General features: G+C 37.0%; 24 protein-coding genes. 7 read left to right on the top strand and 17 right to left on the bottom strand.

Translation table 11 applies throughout. The features are described 5' to 3' along the window. Positions 1-81 precede the first annotated feature (81 nt). Together BQ7352_RS08905 and nudC are read left to right on the top strand one after the other, a co-directional pair. Positions 82-585 (top strand): DUF5721 family protein, encoded by a 504-nt coding sequence (locus tag BQ7352_RS08905; RefSeq protein WP_072448881.1) that lies wholly within the window; start codon positions 82-84, stop codon positions 583-585. A gap of 17 nt (positions 586-602) precedes the next feature. Next, positions 603-1,430 (top strand): NAD(+) diphosphatase, encoded by an 828-nt coding sequence (gene nudC / locus BQ7352_RS08900; RefSeq protein ID WP_072448879.1) that lies wholly within the window; start codon positions 603-605, stop codon positions 1,428-1,430. A gap of 71 nt (positions 1,431-1,501) precedes the next feature. Here the strand turns inward: nudC and htpG are convergent, their stop codons facing one another. The 8 genes from htpG to BQ7352_RS08860 all read right to left on the bottom strand — a co-directional run bounded on the left by htpG (position 1,502) and on the right by BQ7352_RS08860 (position 8,454). Continuing rightward, positions 1,502-3,571, bottom strand: coding sequence for a molecular chaperone HtpG (htpG, locus tag BQ7352_RS08895; RefSeq protein ID WP_072449818.1), 2,070 nt, complete (start codon positions 3,569-3,571; stop codon positions 1,502-1,504). Between the two features lie 159 nt (positions 3,572-3,730). Then, positions 3,731-4,369 carry a class I SAM-dependent DNA methyltransferase gene (locus BQ7352_RS08890; RefSeq protein ID WP_072448877.1) on the bottom strand — a complete coding sequence of 213 codons (639 nt, stop codon included), beginning with the start codon at positions 4,367-4,369 and terminating at the stop codon, positions 3,731-3,733. A 14-nt stretch (positions 4,370-4,383) separates the two neighbouring features. Beyond that, positions 4,384-5,754: an aldehyde dehydrogenase gene (locus BQ7352_RS08885; RefSeq protein WP_072448875.1), complete on the bottom strand. Its 1,371-nt coding sequence runs from the start codon at positions 5,752-5,754 to the stop codon at positions 4,384-4,386. A gap of 14 nt (positions 5,755-5,768) precedes the next feature. Further along, positions 5,769-6,032 (bottom strand): glyoxalase, encoded by a 264-nt coding sequence (locus tag BQ7352_RS08880; RefSeq protein WP_072448873.1) that lies wholly within the window; start codon positions 6,030-6,032, stop codon positions 5,769-5,771. Beyond that, the gene (locus BQ7352_RS08875; RefSeq protein ID WP_072448870.1) at positions 6,025-6,819 is read right to left on the bottom strand and encodes an HAD family hydrolase; all 795 of its coding nucleotides are present in this window, start codon (positions 6,817-6,819) and stop codon (positions 6,025-6,027) included. The genes BQ7352_RS08880 and BQ7352_RS08875 overlap by 8 nt, the downstream gene beginning before the upstream one ends. Before the next feature lie 15 nt (positions 6,820-6,834). Beyond that, on the bottom strand, positions 6,835-7,497 hold the full coding sequence (locus BQ7352_RS08870) for an HAD family hydrolase (protein WP_072448868.1): 663 nt from the start codon (positions 7,495-7,497) through the stop codon (positions 6,835-6,837). A gap of 2 nt (positions 7,498-7,499) precedes the next feature. Next, positions 7,500-8,087: a Maf family protein gene (locus tag BQ7352_RS08865; RefSeq protein ID WP_072448867.1), complete on the bottom strand. Its 588-nt coding sequence runs from the start codon at positions 8,085-8,087 to the stop codon at positions 7,500-7,502. A gap of 64 nt (positions 8,088-8,151) precedes the next feature. Then, positions 8,152-8,454 carry a DUF2325 domain-containing protein gene (locus BQ7352_RS08860; protein WP_072448865.1) on the bottom strand — a complete coding sequence of 101 codons (303 nt, stop codon included), beginning with the start codon at positions 8,452-8,454 and terminating at the stop codon, positions 8,152-8,154. A gap of 249 nt (positions 8,455-8,703) precedes the next feature. Here BQ7352_RS08860 and BQ7352_RS08855 point away from each other — a divergent pair, with 249 nt between their 5' ends. Then, positions 8,704-9,147: a hypothetical protein gene (locus tag BQ7352_RS08855; protein WP_072449817.1), complete on the top strand. Its 444-nt coding sequence runs from the start codon at positions 8,704-8,706 to the stop codon at positions 9,145-9,147. 81 nt (positions 9,148-9,228) lie between these two features. Further along, on the top strand, positions 9,229-9,753 hold the full coding sequence (locus tag BQ7352_RS08850; RefSeq protein WP_072448863.1) for a hypothetical protein: 525 nt from the start codon (positions 9,229-9,231) through the stop codon (positions 9,751-9,753). A 73-nt stretch (positions 9,754-9,826) separates the two neighbouring features. On the opposite strand, the gene pdxR is transcribed toward BQ7352_RS08850, so the two are convergent. The 7 genes from pdxR to fba form a co-directional block, all read right to left on the bottom strand. Then, entirely contained in the window at positions 9,827-11,236 is a 1,410-nt protein-coding gene (gene pdxR / locus BQ7352_RS08845) for a MocR-like pyridoxine biosynthesis transcription factor PdxR (RefSeq protein ID WP_072448861.1), read from the bottom strand. A gap of 1 nt (position 11,237) precedes the next feature. Continuing rightward, positions 11,238-12,929: a glutamine--tRNA ligase/YqeY domain fusion protein gene (locus BQ7352_RS08840; RefSeq protein WP_072448859.1), complete on the bottom strand. Its 1,692-nt coding sequence runs from the start codon at positions 12,927-12,929 to the stop codon at positions 11,238-11,240. A 114-nt stretch (positions 12,930-13,043) separates the two neighbouring features. Then, positions 13,044-13,478 (bottom strand): PaaI family thioesterase, encoded by a 435-nt coding sequence (locus BQ7352_RS08835; RefSeq protein ID WP_072448857.1) that lies wholly within the window; start codon positions 13,476-13,478, stop codon positions 13,044-13,046. Positions 13,479-13,490: 12 nt separating this feature from the next. Then, the gene (gene truA, locus BQ7352_RS08830) at positions 13,491-14,225 is read right to left on the bottom strand and encodes a tRNA pseudouridine(38-40) synthase TruA (RefSeq protein WP_072448855.1); all 735 of its coding nucleotides are present in this window, start codon (positions 14,223-14,225) and stop codon (positions 13,491-13,493) included. A 189-nt stretch (positions 14,226-14,414) separates the two neighbouring features. Further along, positions 14,415-16,625: an NlpC/P60 family protein gene (locus tag BQ7352_RS08825; protein WP_072448853.1), complete on the bottom strand. Its 2,211-nt coding sequence runs from the start codon at positions 16,623-16,625 to the stop codon at positions 14,415-14,417. 151 nt (positions 16,626-16,776) lie between these two features. Next, positions 16,777-18,123 (bottom strand): alanine/glycine:cation symporter family protein, encoded by a 1,347-nt coding sequence (locus BQ7352_RS08820; RefSeq protein ID WP_072448851.1) that lies wholly within the window; start codon positions 18,121-18,123, stop codon positions 16,777-16,779. A gap of 111 nt (positions 18,124-18,234) precedes the next feature. Then, a complete protein-coding gene (fba, locus tag BQ7352_RS08815; RefSeq protein WP_072448849.1) occupies positions 18,235-19,104 on the bottom strand; it encodes a class II fructose-1,6-bisphosphate aldolase in 870 nt (289 codons plus the stop codon). 158 nt (positions 19,105-19,262) lie between these two features. Here fba and BQ7352_RS08810 point away from each other — a divergent pair, with 158 nt between their 5' ends. Next, a complete protein-coding gene (locus tag BQ7352_RS08810; RefSeq protein ID WP_072448847.1) occupies positions 19,263-20,486 on the top strand; it encodes a 6-phosphofructokinase in 1,224 nt (407 codons plus the stop codon). A 21-nt stretch (positions 20,487-20,507) separates the two neighbouring features. Beyond that, positions 20,508-21,314: an AIM24 family protein gene (locus tag BQ7352_RS08805; protein WP_072448845.1), complete on the top strand. Its 807-nt coding sequence runs from the start codon at positions 20,508-20,510 to the stop codon at positions 21,312-21,314. Between the two features lie 144 nt (positions 21,315-21,458). Here BQ7352_RS08805 and BQ7352_RS08800 read toward each other — a convergent pair whose 3' ends face one another. Further along, entirely contained in the window at positions 21,459-23,246 is a 1,788-nt protein-coding gene (locus tag BQ7352_RS08800; protein ID WP_072448843.1) for an ABC-F family ATP-binding cassette domain-containing protein, read from the bottom strand. A gap of 156 nt (positions 23,247-23,402) precedes the next feature. Between BQ7352_RS08800 and BQ7352_RS08795 the strand changes: the two genes are divergently transcribed. After that, positions 23,403-24,368, top strand: coding sequence for a calcium/sodium antiporter (locus BQ7352_RS08795; RefSeq protein WP_072448841.1), 966 nt, complete (start codon positions 23,403-23,405; stop codon positions 24,366-24,368). A gap of 174 nt (positions 24,369-24,542) precedes the next feature. Here the strand turns inward: BQ7352_RS08795 and BQ7352_RS08790 are convergent, their stop codons facing one another. Then, positions 24,543-25,271 carry a hypothetical protein gene (locus BQ7352_RS08790; RefSeq protein ID WP_072448839.1) on the bottom strand — a complete coding sequence of 243 codons (729 nt, stop codon included), beginning with the start codon at positions 25,269-25,271 and terminating at the stop codon, positions 24,543-24,545. Positions 25,272-25,296 lie beyond the last annotated feature (25 nt).

Below are 25,296 nucleotides of genomic sequence, written 5' to 3'. Positions count from 1 at the left end.
GGGATTTTTTTTCATTTTCGTTTATACTGTTCTTAATATTTTATCTATACAGAAAATTTTTATAGAAATGAGGGATTTTTTGTGATTGCATTACAGGTGCAGGACATAAAAAACTTTATGTCAAAACTGCTGATTGGTACTGACTTTGATGCTTTCTGGCTGTCAGAAGCCAGTATTACTACTTCTGTTACATATAATATAGACGGGCTCCTCAAACCTGATTTTTTCGATACACAGGAGTCTGAAATAATAAAAGCCGAAGGTCGTGAATATGCTCTTTGGAAAGACATCAAACCCTTTTGTTTTTCCATGATGAAAGGAAAGAAAACACCTCTTCACTTTAAAATTGTATTCATACTTTCCAAAAAAAATACAGAAAAACTTTTAACAGGAAACCATGTTCCACTCTCTCTTGATGATATTTTCGGTCTTTTCGTAAATTTTCAATATGATGGAACACATTTAACCTGTACTACAGGAACTTCGGTAAAAACTTTTACTCTTGACAAAACTTTAGACCATGTCTGGGATGAACTGCTTCAAAAATTTTTCAGGCAGCAGCAGATCCCCTATGAAATTTTATAAAATTTGGAGGAAGACTTATGATACAGGACATTGGAACACATTACTACCGCAACGAATATGTGCCGGTTCCGCCAAAGGAGCAGGACTTTATTTTATATTATAATCAAAAAAACATTCTTATTAAAAAAACAAAAGACAGTTTTTTACTGCCTCATTTTTGCGATATACCGAATTGGGAAAAAGAACCTTACATTTATTTGTTTTCTATTGATGAACACCATTTCTATATACTTCCACAACTAGATCCTTCGCTTCTGTCTGATTTTACCTTCGAAGATTTAGTGATTTTTCGCAGAGAAGAACCAAAAGAATTGTGCTTTGCACTAATTACAGGCTTTCACCTGTTTTCCTGGTATGAAAGCCGTAAATTTTGTGGTAAATGTGGAAAAAAACTACTTCCCGATACAAAAGAACGCATGATGTACTGCCCCCACTGTCATAACACAGAATATCCGAAAATTTCTCCTGCTGTTATTGTAGCCATTCGAAATAAAAATAAATTATTACTTTCGAAATATGCAGGAAGAAATACGACACGCTATGCATTAATTGCAGGTTTTACAGAAATCGGTGAAACACTGGAAGATACTGTAAAGAGAGAAGTAATGGAAGAAGTTGGACTCAAAGTAAAAAATATTCAATACTACAAAAGCCAGCCCTGGGGACTTTCCGGCTCTGTTTTATCAGGTTTTTACTGTGATTTAGACGGTAACGATACCATTACCTTAGACCAGGAAGAATTATCTACTGCCCAGTGGTTTGAACGGGAAGAAATCCCTTATGACGACTATGACGTAAGCCTTACAAGGGAAATGATGATACAATTTAAAAAAGGACTCTACTAAAAAAAAGAGACTGTCTTTTAAATATTCCGGATGAGCATTTAATGTAACAGTCTCTTTTATATAATTATCTTTTATTTTGCCAGAAGCAGCATAATTTCATTGCTTCTTGTCACAAATTTTGTCATTTCTTCCGGTGTCAGCTGTCTGTGACTGATTAACGCCAAATCATACAACTGTTCACACAGTATATCAACGTTTTCATTTTCCTTATTTTCCAGAACATACTGTACCAGTTTATTATTTGCATTTAATACCAGCGTTTCCTGTCCGCCAAACATAGATGGATCCATGCCATACATATTGTACATTTTCATCATTTCCTGCATACGGCGGTTTTCTTCTGAAATTGTCATCATGGAAGATACTTTTTCATTCTTCAGGCTTTCTACCTTAATTGTCAGGTTTTCTTTCTTTAAAGCTTTTTTAAAGATTTCAGATAAAGTCTTTGTTTCTTCCTCTAAATCTTTTCCTTCTTCTTTTACAGCGTCTGTTACATCTGCATCAATACGAAGGAATTTGACATTTTCTTTTACCTGCTCTACATGGGAAATAAATGGAGAGTCGATATTATGTTTCAGAATAACAGCATCCTGATTTTGTTCTCTGAACATATTGATATACTGGCTCTGCTGTACCTCATCTGTTACATAATAAATATTAGTCTTTTCAGGTTCTTTTTTCGCTTCTTCTTTTGCTTCTTCCAGAACCTCTTCTTTATTTTCCTCTGTAACAACTTCCTGATCTTCCGGCATTTCTGTTGTATTTTCTTTGATGCAGTCTTCTAATGTCAAATATTTTCCATCAATATTCTTGTAGAGGATATAATCCATCATTCTCTCAGAGAATTTTGTATCTTTTAAGCAGCCGAATTTAATAAATGGATTGATATCATCCCAATATTTTTCATAGTTTTCTCTGTCTGTTTTACACATACCGGAAAGCTTGTCTGCTACCTTTTTACTGATGTAGTCAGAAATTTTCTTTACAAAACCATCATTCTGCAGAGCACTTCTGGATACGTTAAGCGGTAAGTCAGGACAGTCAATCACACCTTTTAACAACATTAAGAATTCAGGAATAACTTCTTTAATATTATCTGCAATGAATACCTGATTATTGTATAATTTAATTGTACCTTCAATGGACTCATATTCCATGTTGATTTTTGGGAAGTATAAAATACCCTTTAAATTGAACGGATAATCCATATTCAGATGTATCCAGAACAATGGCTCTTTATAGTCCATGAATACTTTTCTATAAAATGCTTTGTACTCTTCTTCTGTACATTCATTTGGATGTTTCATCCACAAAGGATTTGTATCACTTAAAGATACCGGACGTTTGTGGATTTTTACCATTTCTCTTGCAGGAGAAATTTCTACAACCTCTTTTTCTCCATTTTCATTTTCTTTTTCTTCTGTTTTTGCATCTTCATGAATATGTTCTACAATTACATCGTCTTCTTTTACTTCAGACTCTTCAATGGTTTCGTATTCCTGAGGCGCATTTGCTTTGGAAAGGAAAATTTCTACTGGCATAAAAGAACAATATTTTTCAATAATTTCTCTTGCACGATATTCATTGGCAAATTCTACGCTCTCTTCATTTAAGAACAGAGTAATTTCTGTACCTACCTCAGTTCTGTTTCCATCTCCGATTTCATACTCTGTGCCGCCATCGCTGGACCAGTGAACCGGAGTTGCTCCTTCTTTGTAAGATAAAGTATCAATCTGAACTTCATCTGCTACCATAAATGCAGAATAAAATCCCAGACCAAAATGTCCGATAATCTGGTCTTCATTTGTTTTATCTTTATACTTCTCTAAAAACTGTGTTGCACCAGAAAATGCAATCTGTGTAATATATTCTTCTACTTCATCTGCAGTCATACCAAGACCGGTATCAATGAATTTCAAAGTTTTCTCTTCTGGATTTACAATGACCTGAATTTTGTTTTTATAATTTTCCGGGAAAGAATATTCTCCCATGACTTCCAGTTTTTTCAGTTTTGTGATGGCATCACATCCATTTGAAATTAATTCACGGAAGAAAATGTCATGATCAGAATACATCCATTTTTTAATAATCGGAAGGATATTGTCGCTGTTAATTGATAAAGTACCACGCTTGCTAGCCATGATAAAATACATCTCCTTTTTCATTCTTATATTGGGAAGTCTTCCCTGTCTAAACATCATAATAGTCCCCCTTGAAATAAAAGTCAAGAGAAAATTAGCACTCATGTATAATGAGTGCTAACAAAATTTTATAAACTTTCTTAAATAATTCTAAACTTCTTATTTTTTCTTTGCTGCAAGAAAGATGTTTGGTGGATTTTTATGAAGATTGACCATTTCCAAAACCTCGAAACCACTTTTCTGAATTTTTCGCATCAGACTAACAGGCGTATCAAAAGCCACATAAGGCATCAGATGTAATTTGCTTTTCCAGAATTTTTTCACAGAGTCTTTTGACAGATTTCTTCCCAGACAGTCTGTAGCAGAAAGAAAAATTCCGCCCGGTTTTAAAATCTCATATATTTTCTTTAAAACCTCTTCCTGATTTTTCATGTACAGCAGCACATTATATGCTGCCACTACATCATAGCTTTCCGGCTCTATTTCCATTTCTGTCAATTCCCCTGTGCAAAAGGTAATGTTGTGTTTTGACAACTTTTCTGCTTTTTCTCTGGCTTTTTGAAGCATGTTTTCAGAAATATCCGTTGCCGTAATTTCTTTTACATACTTTGAAAGAGGAATTGTCGCATTTCCTGTACCACAACCAATTTCAAAAACCTTGTCTTCTTTTTCCAAAAATGCAGCAGAACGTTTTACCGTCTTTCTATAAGCATTTTCATATATAGACAAAACCTGTTCGTCATACACTTTTGAACGCCTGTTCCAAAAAACAGGAGCTTTATCCTTCGTATTTTCCATAACAGCCCCTCCTATTACTTCAAAAACAAATGCAGCAATTTCTTTTTTCTCCGGGTATATGGCTGATATCTGATTGGCAAATCTATCCACTGATATTTTTTTACAATACTCCTTGTATGACTAAAAGTATCAAAACTTCTTTTTCCGTGATAGCTTCCCATACCACTTGCACCTACGCCGCCAAATCCCATGCGCGATGTTGCCAGATGAATAATCGTATCGTTAATACAGCCTCCCCCAAAAGATATGGTATTCAAAATTCTCTGCTCTGTCTTCTTATTTCCTGTAAAAAGATATAGTGCAAGAGGTTTTTCCCCTTTTTTAATAAACGCCTCTGCTTCTTCTAAATTCCCATAGGACAAAACAGGCAATATAGGTCCAAAAATTTCCTCCTGCATAATAGGAGAATGCTCTGTAATATTATCTAAAACAGTAGGCGCAATAAATAATCTTTCTTTATTTCCATAACCGCCTTTTACAATGCTCTCTCCTTCTATAAGCTTCATAAGACGTTCATAATGTTTTTCATTGATTATTCTTGGGTAATCTGAATTTTTCAAAGGTTCTGTACCAAACATTTTATCAATCCAGTATTTTAAATATTCTATAAATTTCTGTTTTACAGACTCCTGCACGAAAAGATAGTCCGGAGCCACGCAGGTCTGCCCGCTATTTAAATATTTCCCAAATACCAGTCGCTTTGCAGCCAATTTTAAATCTGCTGTTTCATCTACAATGCAAGGACTTTTCCCTCCCAGTTCTAATGTAACCGGTGTTAAATTTTCAGCTGCTTTTTTCAGAACAATTTTCCCCACATTTTTACTTCCCGTAAAAAAAATATAGTCAAATTCCTGCTCCAAAAGTGCTGTATTTTCTTCTCTTCCACCTTCTACAACCGCCACAAATTCTTCCGGAAAAATACAGGAAAGAATTTTTTTAATTATAGCAGATGTATGGGGTGCATAAGCGGAAGGCTTGACCACACAACAGTTTCCCGCGGCAATGGCCCCAATTAACGGCTCTATGCACAGCATAAAAGGATAATTCCAGGGAGCCATAATCAAAACAGTACCATAGGGTTCAGGAACTTCAAAACTCTTTGCAGGAAACTGTGCGAGAGGTGTCAAAACACCTTTTTCCTTCATCCATCTTTTTAAATGCTTTCCCACATAATTCAGTTCAGAAATCGTCATTCCCACTTCTGTCATATAAGCTTCAAAATCCGATTTTCCCAAATCTTGATACAAAGCCTCTTGGATTTCTCTTTCGTAATACAAAATTGTCCGTTTTAGTCGGAAAAGAGCTTTTTGACGAAATTCATATGATTTTGTTCTGTTCTTTTCAAAAAAAGCTTTTTGACGTTCTGCTATGGTGTTCATTTCCATAAGCTATCACCTCACTAGCCTTCTACAATTAAATACTGTCCGTTTGGCAATGGAAAAACTTCGCTGGCATCTTCTAACTCTTCTGTAGTCAGCCCCTCTACATCCATACCATTTTCTTCAAAATATTCTCTTACTTCTGCCAATGAGTCTACCACAACTGCCATGCAGTCTTCTAAAAAAGCTTCTGCTTCTTCTTCTGTTTCAGCTACAGGTACTGCAAACAGCTGCTCCTGATTTTTCAAAAAGGTTAATAAACATTCTTCACTATACTCATTCATTCCAACTTCCTCCTTGTTGAATTATTTTTTCTAAAACGGTTTCTACCCGTTCCGTTTCATATTTAGCTGTTTCTTTTACTTCTTTCTTTGCATTACCCACTGCAAAACTATATGTGACTTCATGAAGCATTTCCAAATCATTTAAATTGTCACCAAAAGCTGCACAAAAATCTGGAGAAACAAGAAAATATTTTTGCAGAACCCTCATTCCCGTACCTTTGTCCGCAGTCATTGGCATCATATCCAGCCATGCGTGACCGGAAGTTACCACAGTTGCTCTGCTTCCAAATATATTTTTCCAATACAGCAGCATTTCTTCCAATCCACTTTCCCTGTACATGGATATTTTCATAATATCTTCCTGTACTTTAAAAATATCCTCCACTATGGTAACCTTACCTTTTACTGTCTGAAGCATATATTCTGCAAATTCTTTTCTTTTGGGCTGGATATAATATGATTTTTCTCCGGAAACAATAATCTCCATATCCTCTCTATTCAGTATGCTATGCATCATTTCTTCTGCTAATGCCCTGTCAAAGACATCTTTATGTAAAATTTTTCCTTTATATACAACCATAGCTCCGTTTTCGCAGATATAAGCAATATCATCTTTTACAGGCTCGAACAGGTTTCTTAAAGTAGCATACTGTCTTCCACTGGCAGCTGCAAAGAGAATTCCCATTTTTTTTAACTGTTTAATTTGTTCTATTATCTGAAAAGACAATTCTCTTTTTCCATTCTGAAGAAGTGTTCCATCTATATCGCTGGCAATCACTTTTAGCATGGTTTCCATACCCCTTTATCTATGATTTTTTGCAATTTCTAAAATTTCCTGTGGTTTATCCACAATCGCATCTGCATGATGTTCTAAAAGTTCCTGTTTTGGACGAAATCCCCACGTCACACCAATGGTATACATTCCCGCTGCTTTTCCTGTGTCCATATCCGTATTTGTATCACCACAGTAAAGGCATTCCTCCGGTTTTACTCCAAACATCTTTGCAATTTCCAACGCCCCCACCGGCGAAGGTTTTCTTGGGATTTTTTCTGTCTGTCCCTGCACTTTATGAAAAACTTCTTCCCCAAAAATTTTGCTTACTACCTCTATGGCTGCTTCATGGGGCTTATTTGACAGCACTGCAATTTTAATATTTTCTTTTTTCAATTTATCCAAAAGCTCCATAATTCCGTCAAAAGGCTTTACATGATAAAAAGGATTTGCCGCAAATCGTTTTCTATATACAGTCCGTACCTTTTCATAATCTGCATCGCATCCTCCCGGAACAGCTTCCAACATTCTTTTTACCAGCACATCTGCCCCATCTCCTGCGTAAAAATTATAATTTTCAACAGGCAATGCTGATAAACCAAATTCCTGCAAAACCTGATTTCCTACATACGCTATAGACTCCACGGTATCTGCAATCGTTCCATCTAAATCAAATATACACGCTTTATACATGATTACCACTCCCTGCTTTCAATTCCTGTATTTTTTAATTCCTGATATAACCTTGCCAGTGGCAAGCCTACCACGTTATTATAATCACCGTTGATTTCTTTAATAAAAATTGCTGATTTTCCCTGAATGCCATAAGCTCCCGCTTTATCCATAGGCTCTTTGGTGTTCACGTAACTTCTGATTTCTTCATCTGACATGGGATAAAAAACCACTTTCGTTTTCTCATGAAAAGTCTTCTTTGTGTTCTCTTTTCCCTCTCTTGTCATAATTGTCACACCTGTATAAACCTCATGCGCCCTTCCCTGAAGACCTTGAAGCATCTCTATAGCCTCCTCCTTAGAAGATGGCTTACCTAATATTTTTCCGTCACTTACCACAACTGTATCTGCGCCAATTACAACCACATCTTCCACTGATTTTTCATAAACATCACTGCATTTTAAATAAGACAGTTCCTCTACTGCTAATACCGGATTAGTAGTGGTAATATTCTCCTCTGCCTGACTGGGTATAACTGTAAAAGGAATTCCTCCCTGTTCCAAAAGTTCCCTGCGTCTTGGAGAAGCACTCGCCAGTATAATTTTCTTCATGATTTTCTCCTTTTAAGCAACTCCCCATTTATTTTCTTTCAATTCTTAGTATATCCTGTCTTTTTCAATGATGCAAGAAAGAATTCTCCTCTCTGATATCTTCCAGTACAGACTGTAATGCAGCTGTACTTGCTCTGTGAATTCTTCGAATAGGAATATTATTTTTCTTTGCTTCCTGAGAAGCATTCATCACCATTTTATGGGATACTGTATTTGTAAACAGCAACAATAAATCTGGACATCCCATTTTTTTCTTGATTGAACTGTTTTCCTTTACAAACACTTTGGCCTTGCATCCATAACTTTCACATAAATTTTCATAACGTGTTACCATTCGTTCATTTCCACCAACGATTACAATACTCATAATTTTCTTCCTTTCTTCCAATTAGTTTAAGCTAACCTATACTCAAAAATATAGTCCTTTTTTAAATTAGTTGTGACTAACTCTCATAATACTGATTTTTTTGTTTTTGTCAACTGTTTTTCACTTAAGAAAGAATAAATTTCATAGAAAATTAATGAAAAAAGACTTCCCTTCCTGAGTGAAAAAGGATTATAATGGAGAACATATAAGTAAAGTAAGGGAATTTTGATTTCAGAAAGGATTTTGATTATGGGAAATTTAGGTAAAAAATTATTAGGTATTGGGCTTTTAAGTGCAACTGCCGGAGCTGCAGCTTATTATTTTACAAAAAAGAAAGAAGAAAATCCTGATCTTCAGGAAGAATTTGCTGACTTCCAGGATAATTTAAAAGAAACAGCTGCCTCTGCAGTAAACGTAGCTTCCAAATTTAAAGAAGTTGTTGAAAAATCAATGGATCAGGCAGTGAACAAAGCAGATGAACTCGCTAAAGAATTCACTGAAGATGATATTTTCGAAGACGATTTTGATGACCTGGCTGAAGATATGTCCGATTTAAAAGAAGACGTAAAAGAGACTGTAGAAGATACAAAAGAAGCTGTTAAAAACGTTGCCGAAACAGTAAAAGAAACAGTAAAAGACTATGTCTGTGAAGAGGATGAAGAGGAAAATAAAGACACTTCTGCTGAACTTTAAAATAGCTCTTGTAAAAATCTTCCATTCATAATACAATCACTTTAGTGGGTATTCAACTATTTATAAAGTGAGGAATTTATTATGGATAATAATTTATTTGAGCAGGCAAAAAATGATGATATTTTGTCAAAAGAATTAATTTCTTTTCTTCTTGAAAGTATGGAATACAGCCGTTTAAGTTTTATTAACGATGCGGTAGATATTCTCAGAGTTTTAAAAATCCGTATTGAGAGAGGCGATAAAATTACAGATGCTGTTTCTTTGGAAACTTATACCTTAAAGGGATTTAAAGCCTTTGTAAAAGAACATTTTTCAGAATATATTTACAATCAGGTCTTTACTCCTTTAAAGAAAGATGAAAAAATTTATTTCTCTTTAGAGGCCTGTGATGGCGGATATGAACTTGTACTTTCTGATAAAGACAGCAAAGTATACAAATGGATTTCCAGCTTAAATGAAAAATTTTCTCTCGTTTACATGATTGCTACGAAAATTGTATATATAAAAAATATTAAAACAAAAACTTATTCCCCATTTATTTCCGAAAATGGAAAATACTGCAGATACGATGATACTGTAGGGAAAATTTTAGAAATAAATGAATAAAAAATATAATCTCTAAAATGAGGCTGTCGCTTTAAACATTATAATACGACAGCCCCGTTTTCACACTTTTCTATTACTTACACCATACTTTTTTTAAAAGTTTCATGGCTTCTTCGATTTCTTGTTCTTCCATTCCTGCATATCCCAAAAGGACTTTATTTTGTTTTTCCTGATTTGGTGCAATCCAATATTCGGATACTCCATATACTTGTATACCTGCACTTTTTGCTCTATCTATGGCTTCTTGCTCTGTCAATCCATTAATAAATTCCAAAATAAAATGAACACCTGCATTTTCCCCATGATACACACAGATTTCCTGCATTTCTTTCAAATGTTTTACAATCAGGTCATGTTTGCTTTTATAAATTTTACGCATACGATTTAAATGTTTTTCATAATAACCTTCTTTTAAAAAAAGTTCCAGTATTTTCTGGTCTGTCTTGGAAACAGTCACAGAAAGCTGGTACTTTTCCTGCAAGTATTTTTTCATGAGCTTTTCCGGTAAAACCATATAACTTACACGAATAGATGGCGCTACAGATTTAGAAAAAGTTCCCATATAAATCACATTGCCATTTCTGTCAAACCCTTGCAGACTTGGAATGGGCTGTCCTTTGTAACGAAATTCACTGTCATAGTCATCTTCTATAATGTAGCAATTTTCTGACTTTTCTGCCCAGCTTAACAATGCCATACGCCTCTTTAATGGCATAATCATCCCCATAGGAAATTGATGAGATGGCATAACATAGACAATTTTTGCACCTTTTTCTTCCAAATCACGAATATCAAGTCCCTGCTCATCCTGTCTGACTGCCTGTACCTCATAGCCTATATGCCTAAAGTCATAATAAGCACTGACATAAGTAGCCTCTTCCATTGCTACTGTCTGTTCTGAGCCAAGAATTATTCCCAGTAGCATCAACAGATAATCATTTCCGGCCCCGATAATAATCTGCTCTTTTCCACACTTCACACCTCTGGAACGATACAGATATTCCGCCACTGCCTGTCGAATGCCATCTTCTCCACACGGATTTCCCAGCTGAAAAAAATCTTCATCTGCATCCGCCAGTACCTGTTTTGATAGCTTTTGCCAGATATTGTAGGGAAAACTTCCCACAGCAATATCATTTAAAGCAAAATCATATTGACACTTCTCTTCACATTGCCTAATTACTGCATTTTCTTCTGACTGTTCTTTTGGCATATTTTCTGTAAAATAAATACCCTCCAGCTGAGATATATAGTACCCCTTACATGGTATTGCTTCGATGTAGCCTTCTGAAGTCAGCTGGTCATAGGCAAGGTCTGTGGTACTTCTGCTGACAGAAAGATACCGGGAAAGCGCCCTGGATGAGGGCAGCTTATCTCCCGGTCTTAACTGTTCTTTCTCTATTTCTTTTTTTATAAATTCATAAATCTGCTGATAGATCGGAATTTTAGACTCCTTATCTATAAAAATCATCAATTCATTCATCTTATTTTAATTTAAAAGAACTCTTCAAAGATACAATACGGTTAAATACCGGTGCTCCCGGCTTACTGTCATGACAATCTGCACAGAAAAATCCGTTTCTCACAAACTGAAATCTGTCATAAGCTTCTGCTTTTCCTAATTCCGGTTCTACAAGACAGCCTTTCACAACTGTCAGAGAATTTGGATTTAAATTCAGACTTCCATCTTCTTTATTGTATACGCCTTTTTCTTCATCTACAATGTTTTCATATAAGCGGCATTCTGCTTCTACTGCTGTTTCTGCACATACCCAGTGAATAGTTCCTTTTACCTTTCTTCCATCCGGTGAATTACCACCTTTAGAAGCAGGATCATACGTACAATGAATAACGGTTACATTTCCTTCTTCGTCCTTTTCACATCCTGTACAAGTAACGAAATAAGCATTCATAAGACGTACTTCATTTTCAGGATACAGACGTTTATATTTCTTAATAGGAACTTCCATAAAGTCTTCTCTTTCAATGTAAAGCTCTCTGCCAAATGGAACCTGTCTTGTTCCCAGATCAGGATTTTCCATGTTGTTTGGAACTTCCAGATATTCAATTTCTCCTTCCGGATAATTGTCAATTACTAATTTCACAGGATCTAAAACAGCCATCATACGAGGCGCTTTCATCTTCAGGTCCTCTCTGATACAATACTCCAGCATTGCATAATCTACAGAACTGTTTGCCTTAGAAACACCGCATAATTCTACGAATTTCTGAATAGACTCCGGTGTAAAACCACGTCTCCTTAAAGCTGCAATAGACACCAGACGAGGATCATCCCATCCGTCCACAATTCCATCTTCTACCAGCTTTTTAATATATCTCTTTCCTGTAACCACATTTGTCAGATATAATTTTGCAAATTCAATCTGCTTTGGAGGATGTACATACTCTAATTCCTGAACAACCCAGTCATATAATGGTCTGTGATCCTCAAATTCCAGTGTACAGATAGAATGAGTAACACCTTCAATAGCGTCTTCAATAGGATGTGCAAAGTCATACATTGGGTAAATGCACCATTTATCCCCTGTATTGTGGTGTGTCATGTGAGCTACGCGGTAAATAACAGGATCACGCATGTTAATATTTGGAGAAGCCATGTCAATTTTCGCTCTCAGCACCTTGCTTCCATCCTCAAACTCACCATTTTTCATTTTTTCAAATAATTCCAGATTTTCCTCTATACTTCTGTTTCTGTAAGGACTCTCTTTTCCCGGTTCTGTTAAAGTTCCTCTGTATTCTCTGATTTCTTCTGCTGTTAAATCACATACAAAAGCTTTCCCTTTTTTTATCAATTTAACAGCTGCTTCATACATCTGCTCAAAATAGTTAGACGCAAAATATAAACGATCTTCCCAGTCAGCGCCCAGCCACTGAATATCTTTTTTAATAGACTCTACAAATTCTACTTTCTCTTTTGTAGGATTTGTATCATCAAAACGCATATTAAATTTACCATGGTATTTCTGTGCTAAACCATAGTTTAATAAAATTGATTTTGCATGACCAATATGCAGATAGCCATTTGGTTCCGGTGGAAATCTTGTACAAATTTCATCATACTTTCCTTCTGCCAAATCTTTTTCAATAATCTGCTCAATAAAGTTCTTAGAAACGGTTTCTTTTGCTGTTTCTTTTTCCACTTTTTTCTCCTCCATCTATGGTAATTTTCTTTGGTCTAAGCCAAGTTTTTATCTAAATAATTACTTTAAGGAATATACTACCATAAAATCTTTCTTTTTCAAAGGCTTTGCTTATATTTTTTTCTTATTTCAATCTAAAATCATAAAATTTGCTGTTGCAGTAGCAATGATTTTACCTGTTTTCTCTGAGTTACACACTGCATGAACATTGCAGACTTTTCGACCTGCTCTGTCTGCTGTTGCCGTTACAAGCAGCGCATCACCGGGAAGTCCCGGACTCAAATAATTAATATTCAGATTAATCGTAGGAATACTTTTGCTTCCGCTGACATTTCTTACAATAGCTCCACATGTAGTATCAATAGCCGCTGCAATTATTCCTCCATGTATCGTAGACATATGGTTTAGTTCCCATCTCTGTATCGGAAATCGAAAAGTAAGACTCTTTTTCTCATAATTGCAGGAATAAAATTCCACCTGCATCTTATTATACAAATGCTCCGGTGAACTGGGGTATAACATTTCCATCTGCTTCTTTATTTCCTGTTCCATTGTCTGCTGCATAAATTTTCTCCTTTAATAGCGTACTTCTAAAAGTGTCAGTCCTCTGGCCGGAGCTGTAAATCCCGCTTCTTTTCTATCACAACTTTCCAAAATTGCTTTCATTTCTTCTGGATTTCTAACTCCTCTTCCTACCTCAATTAAAGTTCCCGTTAAAATCCGAACCATATTATACAAAAAACCATTTCCTGTATAAGTGATGACAATTTCCTGTGTTAAATCCGCAATCTCAATGCTATAAATTGTTCTTACAGAGGATTTTTTCATTTTCTTATTAGAACAGAAGCTTTTAAAATCATGAGTGCCTTCCAAATATGCGGCTGCTCTTTTCATTGCATTAACATCTAATTTTTCATGAAGAGGACATTGATACTTTCTTTCAAAAACATTTTTATGAATACCTGATACAATCCGGTACTGATACACCTTTTCCCTTGCATTTAAACGGCTGTGAAACCTTTCTTCCACCTGACTTACTTTAGAAATCTCAATATCCTCCGGTAAATATTCATTTAAATACTGACAAATTTCTTCACAGCTTTTTTCACAATCTCCATGAAAATTGGCTACCTGTCCTTTTGCATGAACTCCTGCATCCGTTCTTCCGGCGCCTTGAATTTTGATTTCTGTTCCTGTCATTTTTGTCAGAACATCCTCTATTTTTCCCTGTATGGTATTCTCTGTATCCTTCTGACGCTGCCATCCGCCATACCTGCTTCCGTCATATTGGATATCCAAACGATAATTCATTTTTCTCTCCCTTTTTTAACAGACAAAGAGGCTGTCGCTTTAAACATTATCCACAAATATTTATACACTTTTAGCAAATTTGTCGAGCACACTTTGAGATTACAAATTCAAAGCGAGCGCAGACTGAGCGTAAAATATATAAATATTCGGGATATGCACTTAATGCGATAGCCCCTATATCTCTATTTCTTATTTTACCAAATAAACATCTGCATAATTCACACCTAAAGCATTTGCTCTATCGTGATCATTTACATAGATATCAATGCGGTTTCCTTTAATAGCGCCACCGCAGTCTTCTGCTGTAAATACATGTCCGTTAATAATTACCTGTGTTCCATAAGGAATAACTTTTGGATCTACGGCAATAGTTCTTCCTTCTACTACCGGTGTACCTGTTGCTGTAATACCTGTTTCCACATCACAGCAAAGTTCACAGGAACAATAATAAGTCAACTTAAAGTTGCCCAGGTTTTCGCCATACATATCAGATGTTGCATTTACTTCTGCAATATCACCGCCTCCATAGGAAACAAGTTCATCCTCTAACACACGTACTGCCCATACTGCATTTTTTGTATTTAAGTTGCCCTGCACAATACCATAGTCCTTGCCCATCGCTTCCACAGTCTTACCATCTCCGGCATAGATAACAACATGATATACGTATCCGTCCTTTGCATAGAAAATCAAATCACCAGGCTGTGCATCTTCTACTGGAATTTTCGTGCCATATTGAGCCTGATCTGCTGCAACGCGCGGCAATTCATATCCGTATTCTTTAAAAATACTCTGAACAAAACCGGAACAATCCGCACCCTCTGTCAGACTGGTACCTCCCCATACATAAGGATTTCCAATAAACTGAGAAGCAAATTCCACTACGGAACTTCTAAGCTGTCCTCCGGGTACTCCTGATTTTACAGAAGTCAGTGTATAATAACATGCTTCATTTTCTTCTGGTTTAATCTCTTCTTTTGCAAGTGTATAAGTATCTTCACCCTTCTCTGTTACTTCTTCCTGCACAGTTTCTTCCATGTTCAGATATTCTTTACTTACAAATCCTCTTACATCTCCGGACTCTATGTATACCCAATCTTCTTCTTCATCTGCCAAAACATAACAAAGGCTGTTCTTTTCCAGCGTTCCGATAATACGGGACTCTGTATTCTTATCCTCTCTTATATTTAAAAGGCTGGCTGTTGTAAGGGCATATTCCTTATCTACAACGGTCTGATTTACTGTAGCTCTAAGATACAAAAAGGCTTTATTTTCTCTATATGGAACTGTTTCTTCTGCTGTTGATGCAACCCCTTCAATTCCTTTATACTCTTCATTAAACCTTGCAGCTAATGACCTTGCTTCTTTTTGATATCTCTCCAGAATTTTCTGGGCATCTTCTCCTGTTACAACAGAGTCTGCTTTTACAAAACCTCTGACGTTTCCTGACTCTACATAAAGCCATCCGTCTTCCTCTTCTTTTAGAATATAACATACGCCTTTCTTAGCAAGTGTTCCTACGCTGCGGGCTTCCTCTGTCATTTCTTCATAAATATTGATTTTGTCATTGGCAAATGCATATTTTCTGGCTACTGTCCAAAAACGAAAATCTTCTATAATTGTAGGAGCTTCTATGATTTCCTGTTGCTGCACAAGTTCTTCATTGTTAGATGGTGCTTCCGGATCATCTGCTGCGATTTTGGGTGAACCATTATCTAAAAGAATAACATATCCGCTTTCATCCAAAACATAATGATATCCTTCCGGCAGCTGATATCCTGTTCTCTTCTCATACTGCTCTGGTGTTTCCTGTGATGGTGTTTCATCAACAGTATCTGCCTCGATTTTTACAGTACCGTCTTCATTAAATGTTACATACCCATTTTCATCTAATATATAATGATGACCTTCCGGCAGCTGATATCCTGTTCTCTGTTCGTACTGTTCTGGTGTTTCCTGTAATGGCGCTTCAGGCTGATCTGCCTCGATTTTTACAGTACCATCTTCATTAAATGTTACATATCCTTCCCCGTCTAAGACATAGTGATAACCCTCTGGTAATTTATATCCTGTTCTCTGTTCATACTGCTGGGGTGTCTCTTTCTGCACTTCTTCCGGTGCTTCTGGTGTTTCTGGTGTTTCCGGCTGTTCTGGAGTTTCTGGTTCCTGTGGTTTCTCTGGTTCTTGCGGAATTTCCGGTTCTTGTGGTATTTCCGGTTCTTCCGGAGTCTGTGGCTGCTGTTCTGGTGTTTCAATAACCAGATTGTTATCTGCAGGCATCTGTACCTCTGCCGCAAAAACATTTGCTGGAGCTACTAAACTAAGTGCCATAGTAAGCGCAAGTACTTTCTTAATTTCTTTATACTTCAATTCCTTATCCTCCGGTATCACTGTACTCATCTGAATTTGAATACCATTCTAGTAAAAATGTTTTGCCTAGCTTTTAGTTTATCATGAGTACCTCATCAAATCAACAATAAATTATAGAATTCAAACTATTTTTTATGCATTTTACCATACTTTTGCAGAATAATCTTTATTTTTTGTACAATTATCCCAAATTATTTTTTCTCTTTTTATACTCTACTTCACTTCCAAGGAAAAAAAGAGCCAATAAATTTGGAATTGCCATCATTCCATTTAGCGCATCTGCCAGCTCCCATATCATCGTTGGGGCAACCATGCATCCCGGCAGTGTAATCAAAATATAGCACAGCCGATATGCTTTTACACCTTTTTCTCCTGCCAGATAATCTGCTGTCTGAGCGCCGAAATAAGACCAGCCTATCATAGTTGCAAAAGCAAACAAAGCAGTAGATCCTGCCAGAAATTCTTTTCCCCATGGAATAACTGATGCAAATGCCATTCCTGTAAGAGTTGTTCCATCCATGCCTGCATTCTGATAATATGGCACTTCACTTACCAAAATCACAAGAGCAGTAATGGTACAGACTAAAATGGTATCAATAAAAACTTCTAAAATTCCCCACATCCCCTGTATTCGTGGTTCTTCCACGTCTGACTGAGCATGTGCCATAACAGAAGATCCAAGGCCTGCCTCATTAGAAAAAATTCCTCTTGCAATTCCCATACGCACAGCCTGTTTCACACTGTATCCTGTCACACCTCCCACTGCAGCTGAAGTATGAAAAGCATCCTGAAAAATTAATACAAAAGCTTCCCCTATTCTGTTTCTATAAAAAAACAACACAGTTAACGCTCCAGAAAGATATATGAAAGCCATTACAGGAACCAGTTTTTCTGTAAGTACTGCAATCCTTTTCATTCCCCCTGTTAAAACTGCTGCCATTGCAATCATACAAAGACTTCCTGATAGAAATGCCGGCACATGAAAAGCTTTCTCCAGTCCTACCGCCATAGAATTTCCCTGAACCATATTTCCCATACCAAAAGATGCCCCTAAACAGCAGACAGCAAAGACAACTGCTAAAGGTTTACACCCAAGACCTCTTTCCATATAGACCATGGCTCCGCCCTTCCATTGTCCTTTTTCATCTTTATATCGATATTTTATCCCCAGAAAATTTTCTGCATAAGTGGTCATCATTCCAAAAAACGCAGACACCCACATCCAGAAAACAGCTCCCGGTCCTCCAAACATCAAAGCAGTAGCAACACCTGTTATATTTCCTGTTCCAAGTGTGGCTGCAAGTGCCGTACAAAAAGATTGGAATTGAGTTACAGAAGTACTTTCTTTGAAATTTTTTACTGTTTTTCCTTTTCTTAATGCACCAAGAGTATTTCCCAACCATATATGTATTTTTGTAATTTGAAAAAACCCTGACTGTATAGTAAAACGAATACCTGCTCCCAGAAAAAACACCAGCATCCCCGGTCCCCATACAAATTCCTGTAGGGAGTGAATAAAATTTGTCATTGCACATTCCTTTTTTATTTCTCAATAAAGACTATGCAAAAAAACATTCCCCATGACAAAAGGGCGGAGAAATCTGCCTATGCAAATTTCCCCGCCCTGCTGTTTTCATTCTTATTCGAAAGCTTTTCCTACAGAACCAAAGAGTTCCATTTTTTCTTTAATTGTATCGCAGATAGCCTCAAATCCTGGTTTTAATAATTTACGTGGATCATATCCTTTTCCTTCATTATCTTTTCCAGCTTCAATGTATTCACGTGTAGCTGCTGCGAAAGCTAACTGACATTCTGTATTTACATTGATTTTAGATACACCTAAATCAATTGCTTTTTTAATCATGTCTGCAGGAATACCTGTACCACCATGAAGAACTAATGGCATTTCTCCTGTTAATTTCTGGATGTTATCCAGAACATCAAATCTAAGTCCTGCCCAGTTTTCCGGATATTTTCCGTGGATGTTACCAATACCTGCTGCAAGCATGTCTACACCTAAGTCTGCAATCATTTTACATTCTTCAGGATCTGCACATTCGCCCATACCTACAACACCGTCTTCTTCTCCACCGATAGAACCAACTTCTGCTTCTAAGGAAAGTCCAAGACCTTTACAAACGCCTGCTAATTCTTTTGTTTTCTCAACGTTTTCTTCGATTGGGTAATGAGAACCATCAAACATAATGGAAGAAAATCCTGCTTTAATGCATTTGTAGCAGCCATCGTATGTACCATGGTCTAAGTGCAGAGCAACTGGTACTGTGATATTTAATTCTTCAATCATAGCTTTTACCATATCTGCTACTGTCTTAAATCCACACATATATTTTCCTGCACCTTCAGAAACACCCAGAATAATTGGGGATTTACATTCTTCTGCAGTTAAAAGTGCTGCTTTTGTCCACTCCATGTTATTGATATTAAACTGACCTACTGCATAATGTCCTGCTTTTGCTTTTTTTAACATTTCTGCTGCTGATACTAACATATTCAATGACCTCCATATATTTTATTGAATTGGGTCTAAAACCTAAAACTATTATAACACATTTTCCTTTTCAGGCAAGTATTTCTTAATGCAATTTCTCTTCTTCCATGCTATAATATTTTTCAAGAATGTTTATAGGAAAGGAATAAAATTAAAATATGGAAATGAAAAATTTAATTGTCGGACAATCCGGCGGTCCTACTGCAGTTATTAACAGCAGTTTATATGGTGTTGTTTCAGAAGCTCTTTCCCAGCCCTCTATCGGAAAAGTATATGGTATGATAAACGGAATTGAAGGATTTTTAAAGGGAACCATTTTAGACTTTGAAGAAACACTTTTTGCTCATGATTTAGAAAAATTAAAAACCACTCCGGGTGCTTATCTGGGTTCCTGCCGTTATAAACTTCCTGAAGATTTAGAGGATCCTGTTTATCCGGTTCTCTTTCAGAAATTTGAAGAATTAAATATTGGATATTTCTTCTACATAGGAGGAAATGACTCCATGGACACTGTAAGTAAATTATCTCGCTATGCAGAAAAAATTCAGAGTGACATCCGTGTTATCGGAGAGCCGAAAACAATTGACAATGATTTAATTATGACCGATCATACTCCCGGATTTGGAAGCGCTGCCAGATATGTAGCCTCTACTGTAAGAGAAATTGTTATTGATGCCAATGTATACGAAACAAAATCTGTAACTATTGTTGAGATTATGGGACGTCATGCCGGCTGGCTGACTGCTGCCAGTGCTTTAGCAAGAAAGTCTGTAGGCGACAATCCCCTGCTTATTTATCTTCCCGAAACAGATTTTGACGAAGAAGCTTTTCTTAAAAAGGTAAACAGCTGCTTTGAAAAAAATCCAAATGTCATTGTCTGTGTCTCTGAAGGCATTCATGATAAAAGCGGAACTTTTATCTGCGAATATGACAATTCTGTAGGAACTGATACTTTTGGACATAAAATGTTGGCAGGCTGTGGCAAATATCTGGAAAATCTGGTTCGAAACCGCTTAGGTGTAAAAGCACGTTCCGTTGAATTAAATGTAAACCAACGCTGTTCTGCTTCCATGATGTCAGCAACAGACCAAAAAGAAGCTGTTTTAGCAGGAAGATTTGGTGTAAAAGAAGCTTTAAAAGGCATTACCGGAAAAATGGTTTCTTATATCAGAGTTTCTGATATTCCTTACCGCATGACATTTGGTCTTGAAGATGTGAATAAAATTTGTAATCAGGAAAAAACCGTTCCTCTGGAATGGATTTCTAAAGATGGTTCTGATGTAACAGACGCATTTCTCACCTACGCCCTTCCTCTTATTCAGGGTACTGTAGAAATTCCTCTTGGTACAGACGGACTGCCTGATTTTATATCAAGAAAATAATTATTTAAAAGGAGGGGTTTTATGTTCAAAATTTCAAATTTTACAGACAATGATGATGTCCGGGTTTTAGACTCTGCCGGTCCTTTTACCGTTATTGAATATATGAGGGATTTAAGTGTTTCTCCGTCTGATGCGGAGAAAGCTTATTTCTGCCATGCGATGAACGTACGCAAACGTCAGGTGGTGTGCGATTTAAGTAAAGCAAACGTCACTTTACAATCTGGAGCTATGCAGTGGACTGTGGGAAATGTCAACGCCACTACCGGATTAAAGGGTGTGGGAGATTTCTTCGGAAAGGCTGTCCGTGGAAAAATGACAGGAGAAGGTACGATTAAACCGGAGTATACCGGCGACGGTGTTCTGGTATTAGAGCCTACCTACAAGCATTTAATTTTATTGGATGTGGAAGACTGGAATGGTTCGGTTGTTCTGGATGACGGCTTGTTTCTTGCATGCGATGCAGATTTAAAACATAAAGCTGTCATGCGCTCTAATCTTTCTTCTGCTGTATTTGGTAATGAAGGCTTGTTTAATCTGGGATTAAGAGGCAACGGTGTGGTATGTCTGGAAACGCCATGTCCAAAAGAGGAGTTAATTACCATCACCTTAGATAACGATGTGTTAAGAGTTGACGGAAATATGGCTGTGGCATGGAGCGGAAGCCTTGACTTTACCGTAGAACGCTCCGGCAAAAGCCTCATAGGTTCTGCTGCTTCAGGCGAAGGCTTAGTAAACGTATACCGTGGTACAGGAAAGGTTCTCTTAGCTCCTGTTCAGAAGACCATCACTCCGCCGCCTATTATGGATACCCCTGATGATGAAGACTAACTCTATTATTTGTAGAGCTATGGCATGAAGCAGAAATCGGAATATTTATACATTGTTAGCGAATTTGTTGAGCACGCTTTGAGATTACAAGCTCAAAGTGAGCGCAAACTGAGCATAAAATGTATAAATATTCCCGATATATACTTAATCCAACAGCCCTATTTTCTCTGCTAAATCATTCAAATAAACCCATCGCTCCATTTTTTCTTCCAGAAGCGCTTCTGCTTCTTCTTTTTCTGCTGTAAGTTCATTTAATTTTCCTGAATTTGTTGCATTTTTCATAATTTCTTCATCCAGTTTTTCCAGCTTTTCTTCCAGCTTTGCAATATCATCATCAATGGTTTCAAATTCTTTCTGCTCTTTAAAAGTAAATTTCAATTTTGCTGTACGATTTTGTTTCCATGTCTGTGCTGAATTTTTCTTTTCCTCTTTTTTTTCCGGCTGAACCGACTGTTTCGCACCGTCATTTCTTCGTGCCTTTGCTTCCAGATAATCGGTATATCCGCCTTCATACTGCTGAAGCTTTCCGTTTCCTGTAAATTCAAAAATCCGGTCTACCACATTGTCCAGAAAATAGCGGTCATGAGAAACTGTTACTACAATTCCTGAAAAAGAATTCAAGTAATCTTCCAGAATAGTAAGAGTAGGAATATCCAGATTATTTCCCGGTTCATCTAAAAGCAGCACATTGATTTCACTTGAAAGAACTCCCAGAAGATATAAACGTCTTTTCTCTCCTCCGGAAAGCTTTCCAATAGGCGCATACTGCATATCAGGAGTAAATAAAAAACGCTCCAGCATCTGAGATGCACTGATTTTTCCGTCTTTTGTGTTAATGTATTCTGCAATATCTTTCACATAATCAATCACCCTCTGACGGTCATCCATTTCCTGTTCTTCCTGAGCAAAATATCCGATTTTAATGGTTTCACCCATTTCTACTGTTCCGCTGTCAGGTTCTACCAGTCCTGCCATCAGCTTCATCAGTGTGGATTTTCCGCATCCGTTTGGACCGATAATACCCAATTTCTGATTTTTCAATAAAATATAATTGAAATCCTCTACCAAAACCTGATTGCCGTATTTTTTAGAAACGTGCTTTAATTCAATGGTCTTTTTCCCCATACGTGTTTCCACGGACTCCAATTCCACACTCTGGTCTCCCACAGGAGCTGCTGTGTTTTTCAGCGCCTCCAATCTCTCCAGTCTGGCACGCTGCTTGGTTGTTCTTGCACGGCAGCCTCTTTTTGCCCATTCTAATTCCATACGCAGCACACTTTGACGTTTGCGCTCTGATGCCAGCTCCATTTCTTCTCTTTCTGCCTTTAATTCCAGAAATTTTGAATAATTTGCTTCATAGCTGTACATTTTTCCGTGAGAAATTTCCAAAATACGATTTGTCACCTTATCCATAAAATAACGGTCATGCGTAACCATCAAAACCGTTCCACGAAAACTTTTTAAATATTCTTCCAGCCATGAAATCATGGCTTCGTCCAAATGATTGGTAGGCTCATCCAGTAAAAGAATGTCAAAATCCTGCGCTAAAATTTTTGCCAACGCCACTTTTCTCCTCTGCCCTCCTGAGAGCACTGCAATCTGCTTTTCATATTCTGTAATTCCAAGCTGTGTCAGATTACTCTGCACTTTCCATTCTGCCTCACAATCCTGTATATAGGAAAGTATAGTGGCATTTTCCGGAAACTGTGGGTTTTGCGGCAAATAGGCAAGTCTTACATTATTCTGCATAATAATCTGACCTGTCTGGGGAACTTCCTCTCTTGCCAGCATTTTTAAAAGAGTAGACTTTCCTGTACCGTTAATTCCGATAATGCCTACCTTATCTCCTTCCTGAACACCAAAGCTGGCATCCTCAAAAATCACTTTTTCACCATAAATTTTACTGATATGCTCTATATTTAATATGTTCATGGGAACACTCCTTTTTCCTGCTTTATTTCTTAATCACTATAACAAAGAAATCCTTTTGGGACAATGCCTTTTTATTTTTCTTAAAAAGATTGTCATTCTCTGTATAAAATGATATGGTAATAAAGTATGAAAACAAAAGAATTTGGGAGGAAAGTCATGTTAAAATCTATTATCTTTTTATTAGTGGGATTTTTGCTGCTGGTAAAAGGCGCAGACTGGTTTGTGGAAGGCGCTTCTTCCATTGCAAGACGTTTGCGTATTCCGTCTTTAATTATCGGGCTTACCATTGTAGCCTTCGGAACCAGCGCACCGGAGCTTGCGGTAAGTATTACTGCTGCTGTAAAGGGAAGTAATGACATCGCCATTGGAAACGTAGTCGGCTCTAATATTTTTAATCTTTTAGTGGTTATCGGCATGAGCGCTCTGATTTGCCCTCTGTCTGTAAAACCAAGCATGATTAAAAAGGATTATCCTTTATCCATTGCCGCCGCATTGCTCTTAAATGTTTTGATTATGGACCAGTTTTTCACCGGAAGCTCTCGTATGGTCTTAGGACGCCTTGACGGAGTTTTATTGTTGGTGGGATTTGGCATTTTCATGTATTTGGCTGTCAAAGATGCTTTAAAAAGCAGAGCAGAAAATCTGTGTATGCAGGAAGCTGAAGCTGTTATCGGATATTCTATGGGAAAAAGTATTTTACTTTCTCTTGTTGGACTTGCAGGCATTATTATCGGTGGGGATATGACTGTAAACGGGGCAAAGGAAATTGCCAGAGCCTTTGGTCTTAGCGAAGCTCTCATTGGTCTTACCATTGTGGCAATAGGTACTTCTCTGCCGGAATTAGTTACTTCTATTGTAGCTGCCAGAAAAGGAGAAAGTGACATTGCTCTTGGAAATGTGGTTGGTTCTAATATTTTTAATGTATTTCTCATTTTGGGATTATCCAGCACGATTTTACCTATGAATGTCACAAAGACTTATCTATATGATGTGGGATTATTGACTATTGTTTCCATACTGGTCTATATTCCAATTCTTCTCAGAAAGAAAATCGGACGAGTTATGGGTGCTGTGATGACTTGCTCTTATATTGCTTATACGGCGTATCTGATTATGAGATAAAAGGAAGCTTTTTGCTTCAAACGTATATCAAGAATATCTATACATTTTACGCTCAGTCTGTGCTCACTTTGAGCTCACAATCTCAAAGCGTGCTCGACAAATTCGCTAAAAATGTATAGATATTTTAAATGATGTTTGAAGCAGAAGTTCTCTATAAATATTTGTTATTAGAAATTATTTCTCAGTTTCCAACTGTTCCATAATGGCATTATGCAAAACCAGATTTCCTGCAAAGAGACAAACTCCATTTTTTTCAAACATGGGTACAGCATCTTTGCCTCCTGCATATATTCCGTACGTCAAATGTGATTTCTCAGAAAATTCCTCCCAATTTTCTGGGTTAAGTCCTTTCTGGATATTTTCCCACATTGCCTTATATTCTTCTGCATGTTCCTTTGGCACAGCCTCTTTTATAGATTGGCTTGTCCAATATACTGCGTTTTCGTTCTCCTCATACACACTTGGGATTATAGAATAGTATGGATATAAGGTTATATTAGGTACTGTTGTTTTTCCAAAATCTTTTTCCATCTTCTTCAACACATTTTCCATGTTTGCATCGTCCGGATATACCACTCTGATTTCATATAGCTTTTGTGGCTTTCCGCTAAAAGAAGTGTCTAGAAAACTAAAATTGATTTGAGATGTCTTTTCACCAAACATCTCCTGTCCGTTTTCCAGAGCAAAATACGTGTCATACTCATTTTCTATCAGATTTGTCACAGTATCTTTATCCACACCATAGATTTCAAACACTTCCTCCATGGTAATGCCCCATGGCATATCTTCCAGTTCAATATTCTTGCTTTGAGAACCCTTAGAACAACCGGAAAAAATACAAATCCCTATAAGTGTTGCCAAACAAATAGTCATTTTACAGAAAAATCCTTTTGTTTTCATCATAGTACGCCCTCCTTCTCCTCTTAAT

This window comes from Blautia sp. Marseille-P3201T, assembly GCF_900120295.1.
Classification (GTDB): domain Bacteria; phylum Bacillota; class Clostridia; order Lachnospirales; family Lachnospiraceae; genus Blautia.
This window is presented reverse-complemented; position numbering and strand designations above follow the sequence as displayed.

Excerpts from the sequence above, each read along its gene's own strand:
- nudC (WP_072448879.1), top strand. The coding sequence starts at position 603 with ATGATACAGGACATTGGAACACATTACTACCGCAACGAATATGTGCCG.
- htpG (WP_072449818.1), bottom strand. The coding sequence starts at position 3,571 with ATGGCTAGCAAGCGTGGTACTTTATCAATTAACAGCGACAATATCCTT.
- BQ7352_RS08890 (WP_072448877.1), bottom strand. The coding sequence starts at position 4,369 with ATGGAAAATACGAAGGATAAAGCTCCTGTTTTTTGGAACAGGCGTTCA.
- BQ7352_RS08885 (WP_072448875.1), bottom strand. The coding sequence starts at position 5,754 with ATGGAAATGAACACCATAGCAGAACGTCAAAAAGCTTTTTTTGAAAAG.
- BQ7352_RS08880 (WP_072448873.1), bottom strand. The coding sequence starts at position 6,032 with ATGAATGAGTATAGTGAAGAATGTTTATTAACCTTTTTGAAAAATCAG.
- BQ7352_RS08875 (WP_072448870.1), bottom strand. The coding sequence starts at position 6,819 with ATGCTAAAAGTGATTGCCAGCGATATAGATGGAACACTTCTTCAGAAT.
- BQ7352_RS08870 (WP_072448868.1), bottom strand. The coding sequence starts at position 7,497 with ATGTATAAAGCGTGTATATTTGATTTAGATGGAACGATTGCAGATACC.
- BQ7352_RS08865 (WP_072448867.1), bottom strand. The coding sequence starts at position 8,087 with ATGAAGAAAATTATACTGGCGAGTGCTTCTCCAAGACGCAGGGAACTT.
- BQ7352_RS08860 (WP_072448865.1), bottom strand. The coding sequence starts at position 8,454 with ATGAGTATTGTAATCGTTGGTGGAAATGAACGAATGGTAACACGTTAT.
- BQ7352_RS08855 (WP_072449817.1), top strand. The coding sequence starts at position 8,704 with ATGGGAAATTTAGGTAAAAAATTATTAGGTATTGGGCTTTTAAGTGCA.
- BQ7352_RS08850 (WP_072448863.1), top strand. The coding sequence starts at position 9,229 with ATGGATAATAATTTATTTGAGCAGGCAAAAAATGATGATATTTTGTCA.
- pdxR (WP_072448861.1), bottom strand. The coding sequence starts at position 11,236 with ATGAATGAATTGATGATTTTTATAGATAAGGAGTCTAAAATTCCGATC.
- BQ7352_RS08840 (WP_072448859.1), bottom strand. The coding sequence starts at position 12,929 with ATGGAGGAGAAAAAAGTGGAAAAAGAAACAGCAAAAGAAACCGTTTCT.
- BQ7352_RS08835 (WP_072448857.1), bottom strand. The coding sequence starts at position 13,478 with ATGCAGCAGACAATGGAACAGGAAATAAAGAAGCAGATGGAAATGTTA.
- truA (WP_072448855.1), bottom strand. The coding sequence starts at position 14,225 with ATGAATTATCGTTTGGATATCCAATATGACGGAAGCAGGTATGGCGGA.
- BQ7352_RS08825 (WP_072448853.1), bottom strand. The coding sequence starts at position 16,625 with ATGAGTACAGTGATACCGGAGGATAAGGAATTGAAGTATAAAGAAATT.
- BQ7352_RS08820 (WP_072448851.1), bottom strand. The coding sequence starts at position 18,123 with ATGACAAATTTTATTCACTCCCTACAGGAATTTGTATGGGGACCGGGG.
- fba (WP_072448849.1), bottom strand. The coding sequence starts at position 19,104 with ATGTTAGTATCAGCAGCAGAAATGTTAAAAAAAGCAAAAGCAGGACAT.
- BQ7352_RS08810 (WP_072448847.1), top strand. The coding sequence starts at position 19,263 with ATGGAAATGAAAAATTTAATTGTCGGACAATCCGGCGGTCCTACTGCA.
- BQ7352_RS08805 (WP_072448845.1), top strand. The coding sequence starts at position 20,508 with ATGTTCAAAATTTCAAATTTTACAGACAATGATGATGTCCGGGTTTTA.
- BQ7352_RS08800 (WP_072448843.1), bottom strand. The coding sequence starts at position 23,246 with ATGAACATATTAAATATAGAGCATATCAGTAAAATTTATGGTGAAAAA.
- BQ7352_RS08795 (WP_072448841.1), top strand. The coding sequence starts at position 23,403 with ATGTTAAAATCTATTATCTTTTTATTAGTGGGATTTTTGCTGCTGGTA.
- BQ7352_RS08790 (WP_072448839.1), bottom strand. The coding sequence starts at position 25,271 with ATGATGAAAACAAAAGGATTTTTCTGTAAAATGACTATTTGTTTGGCA.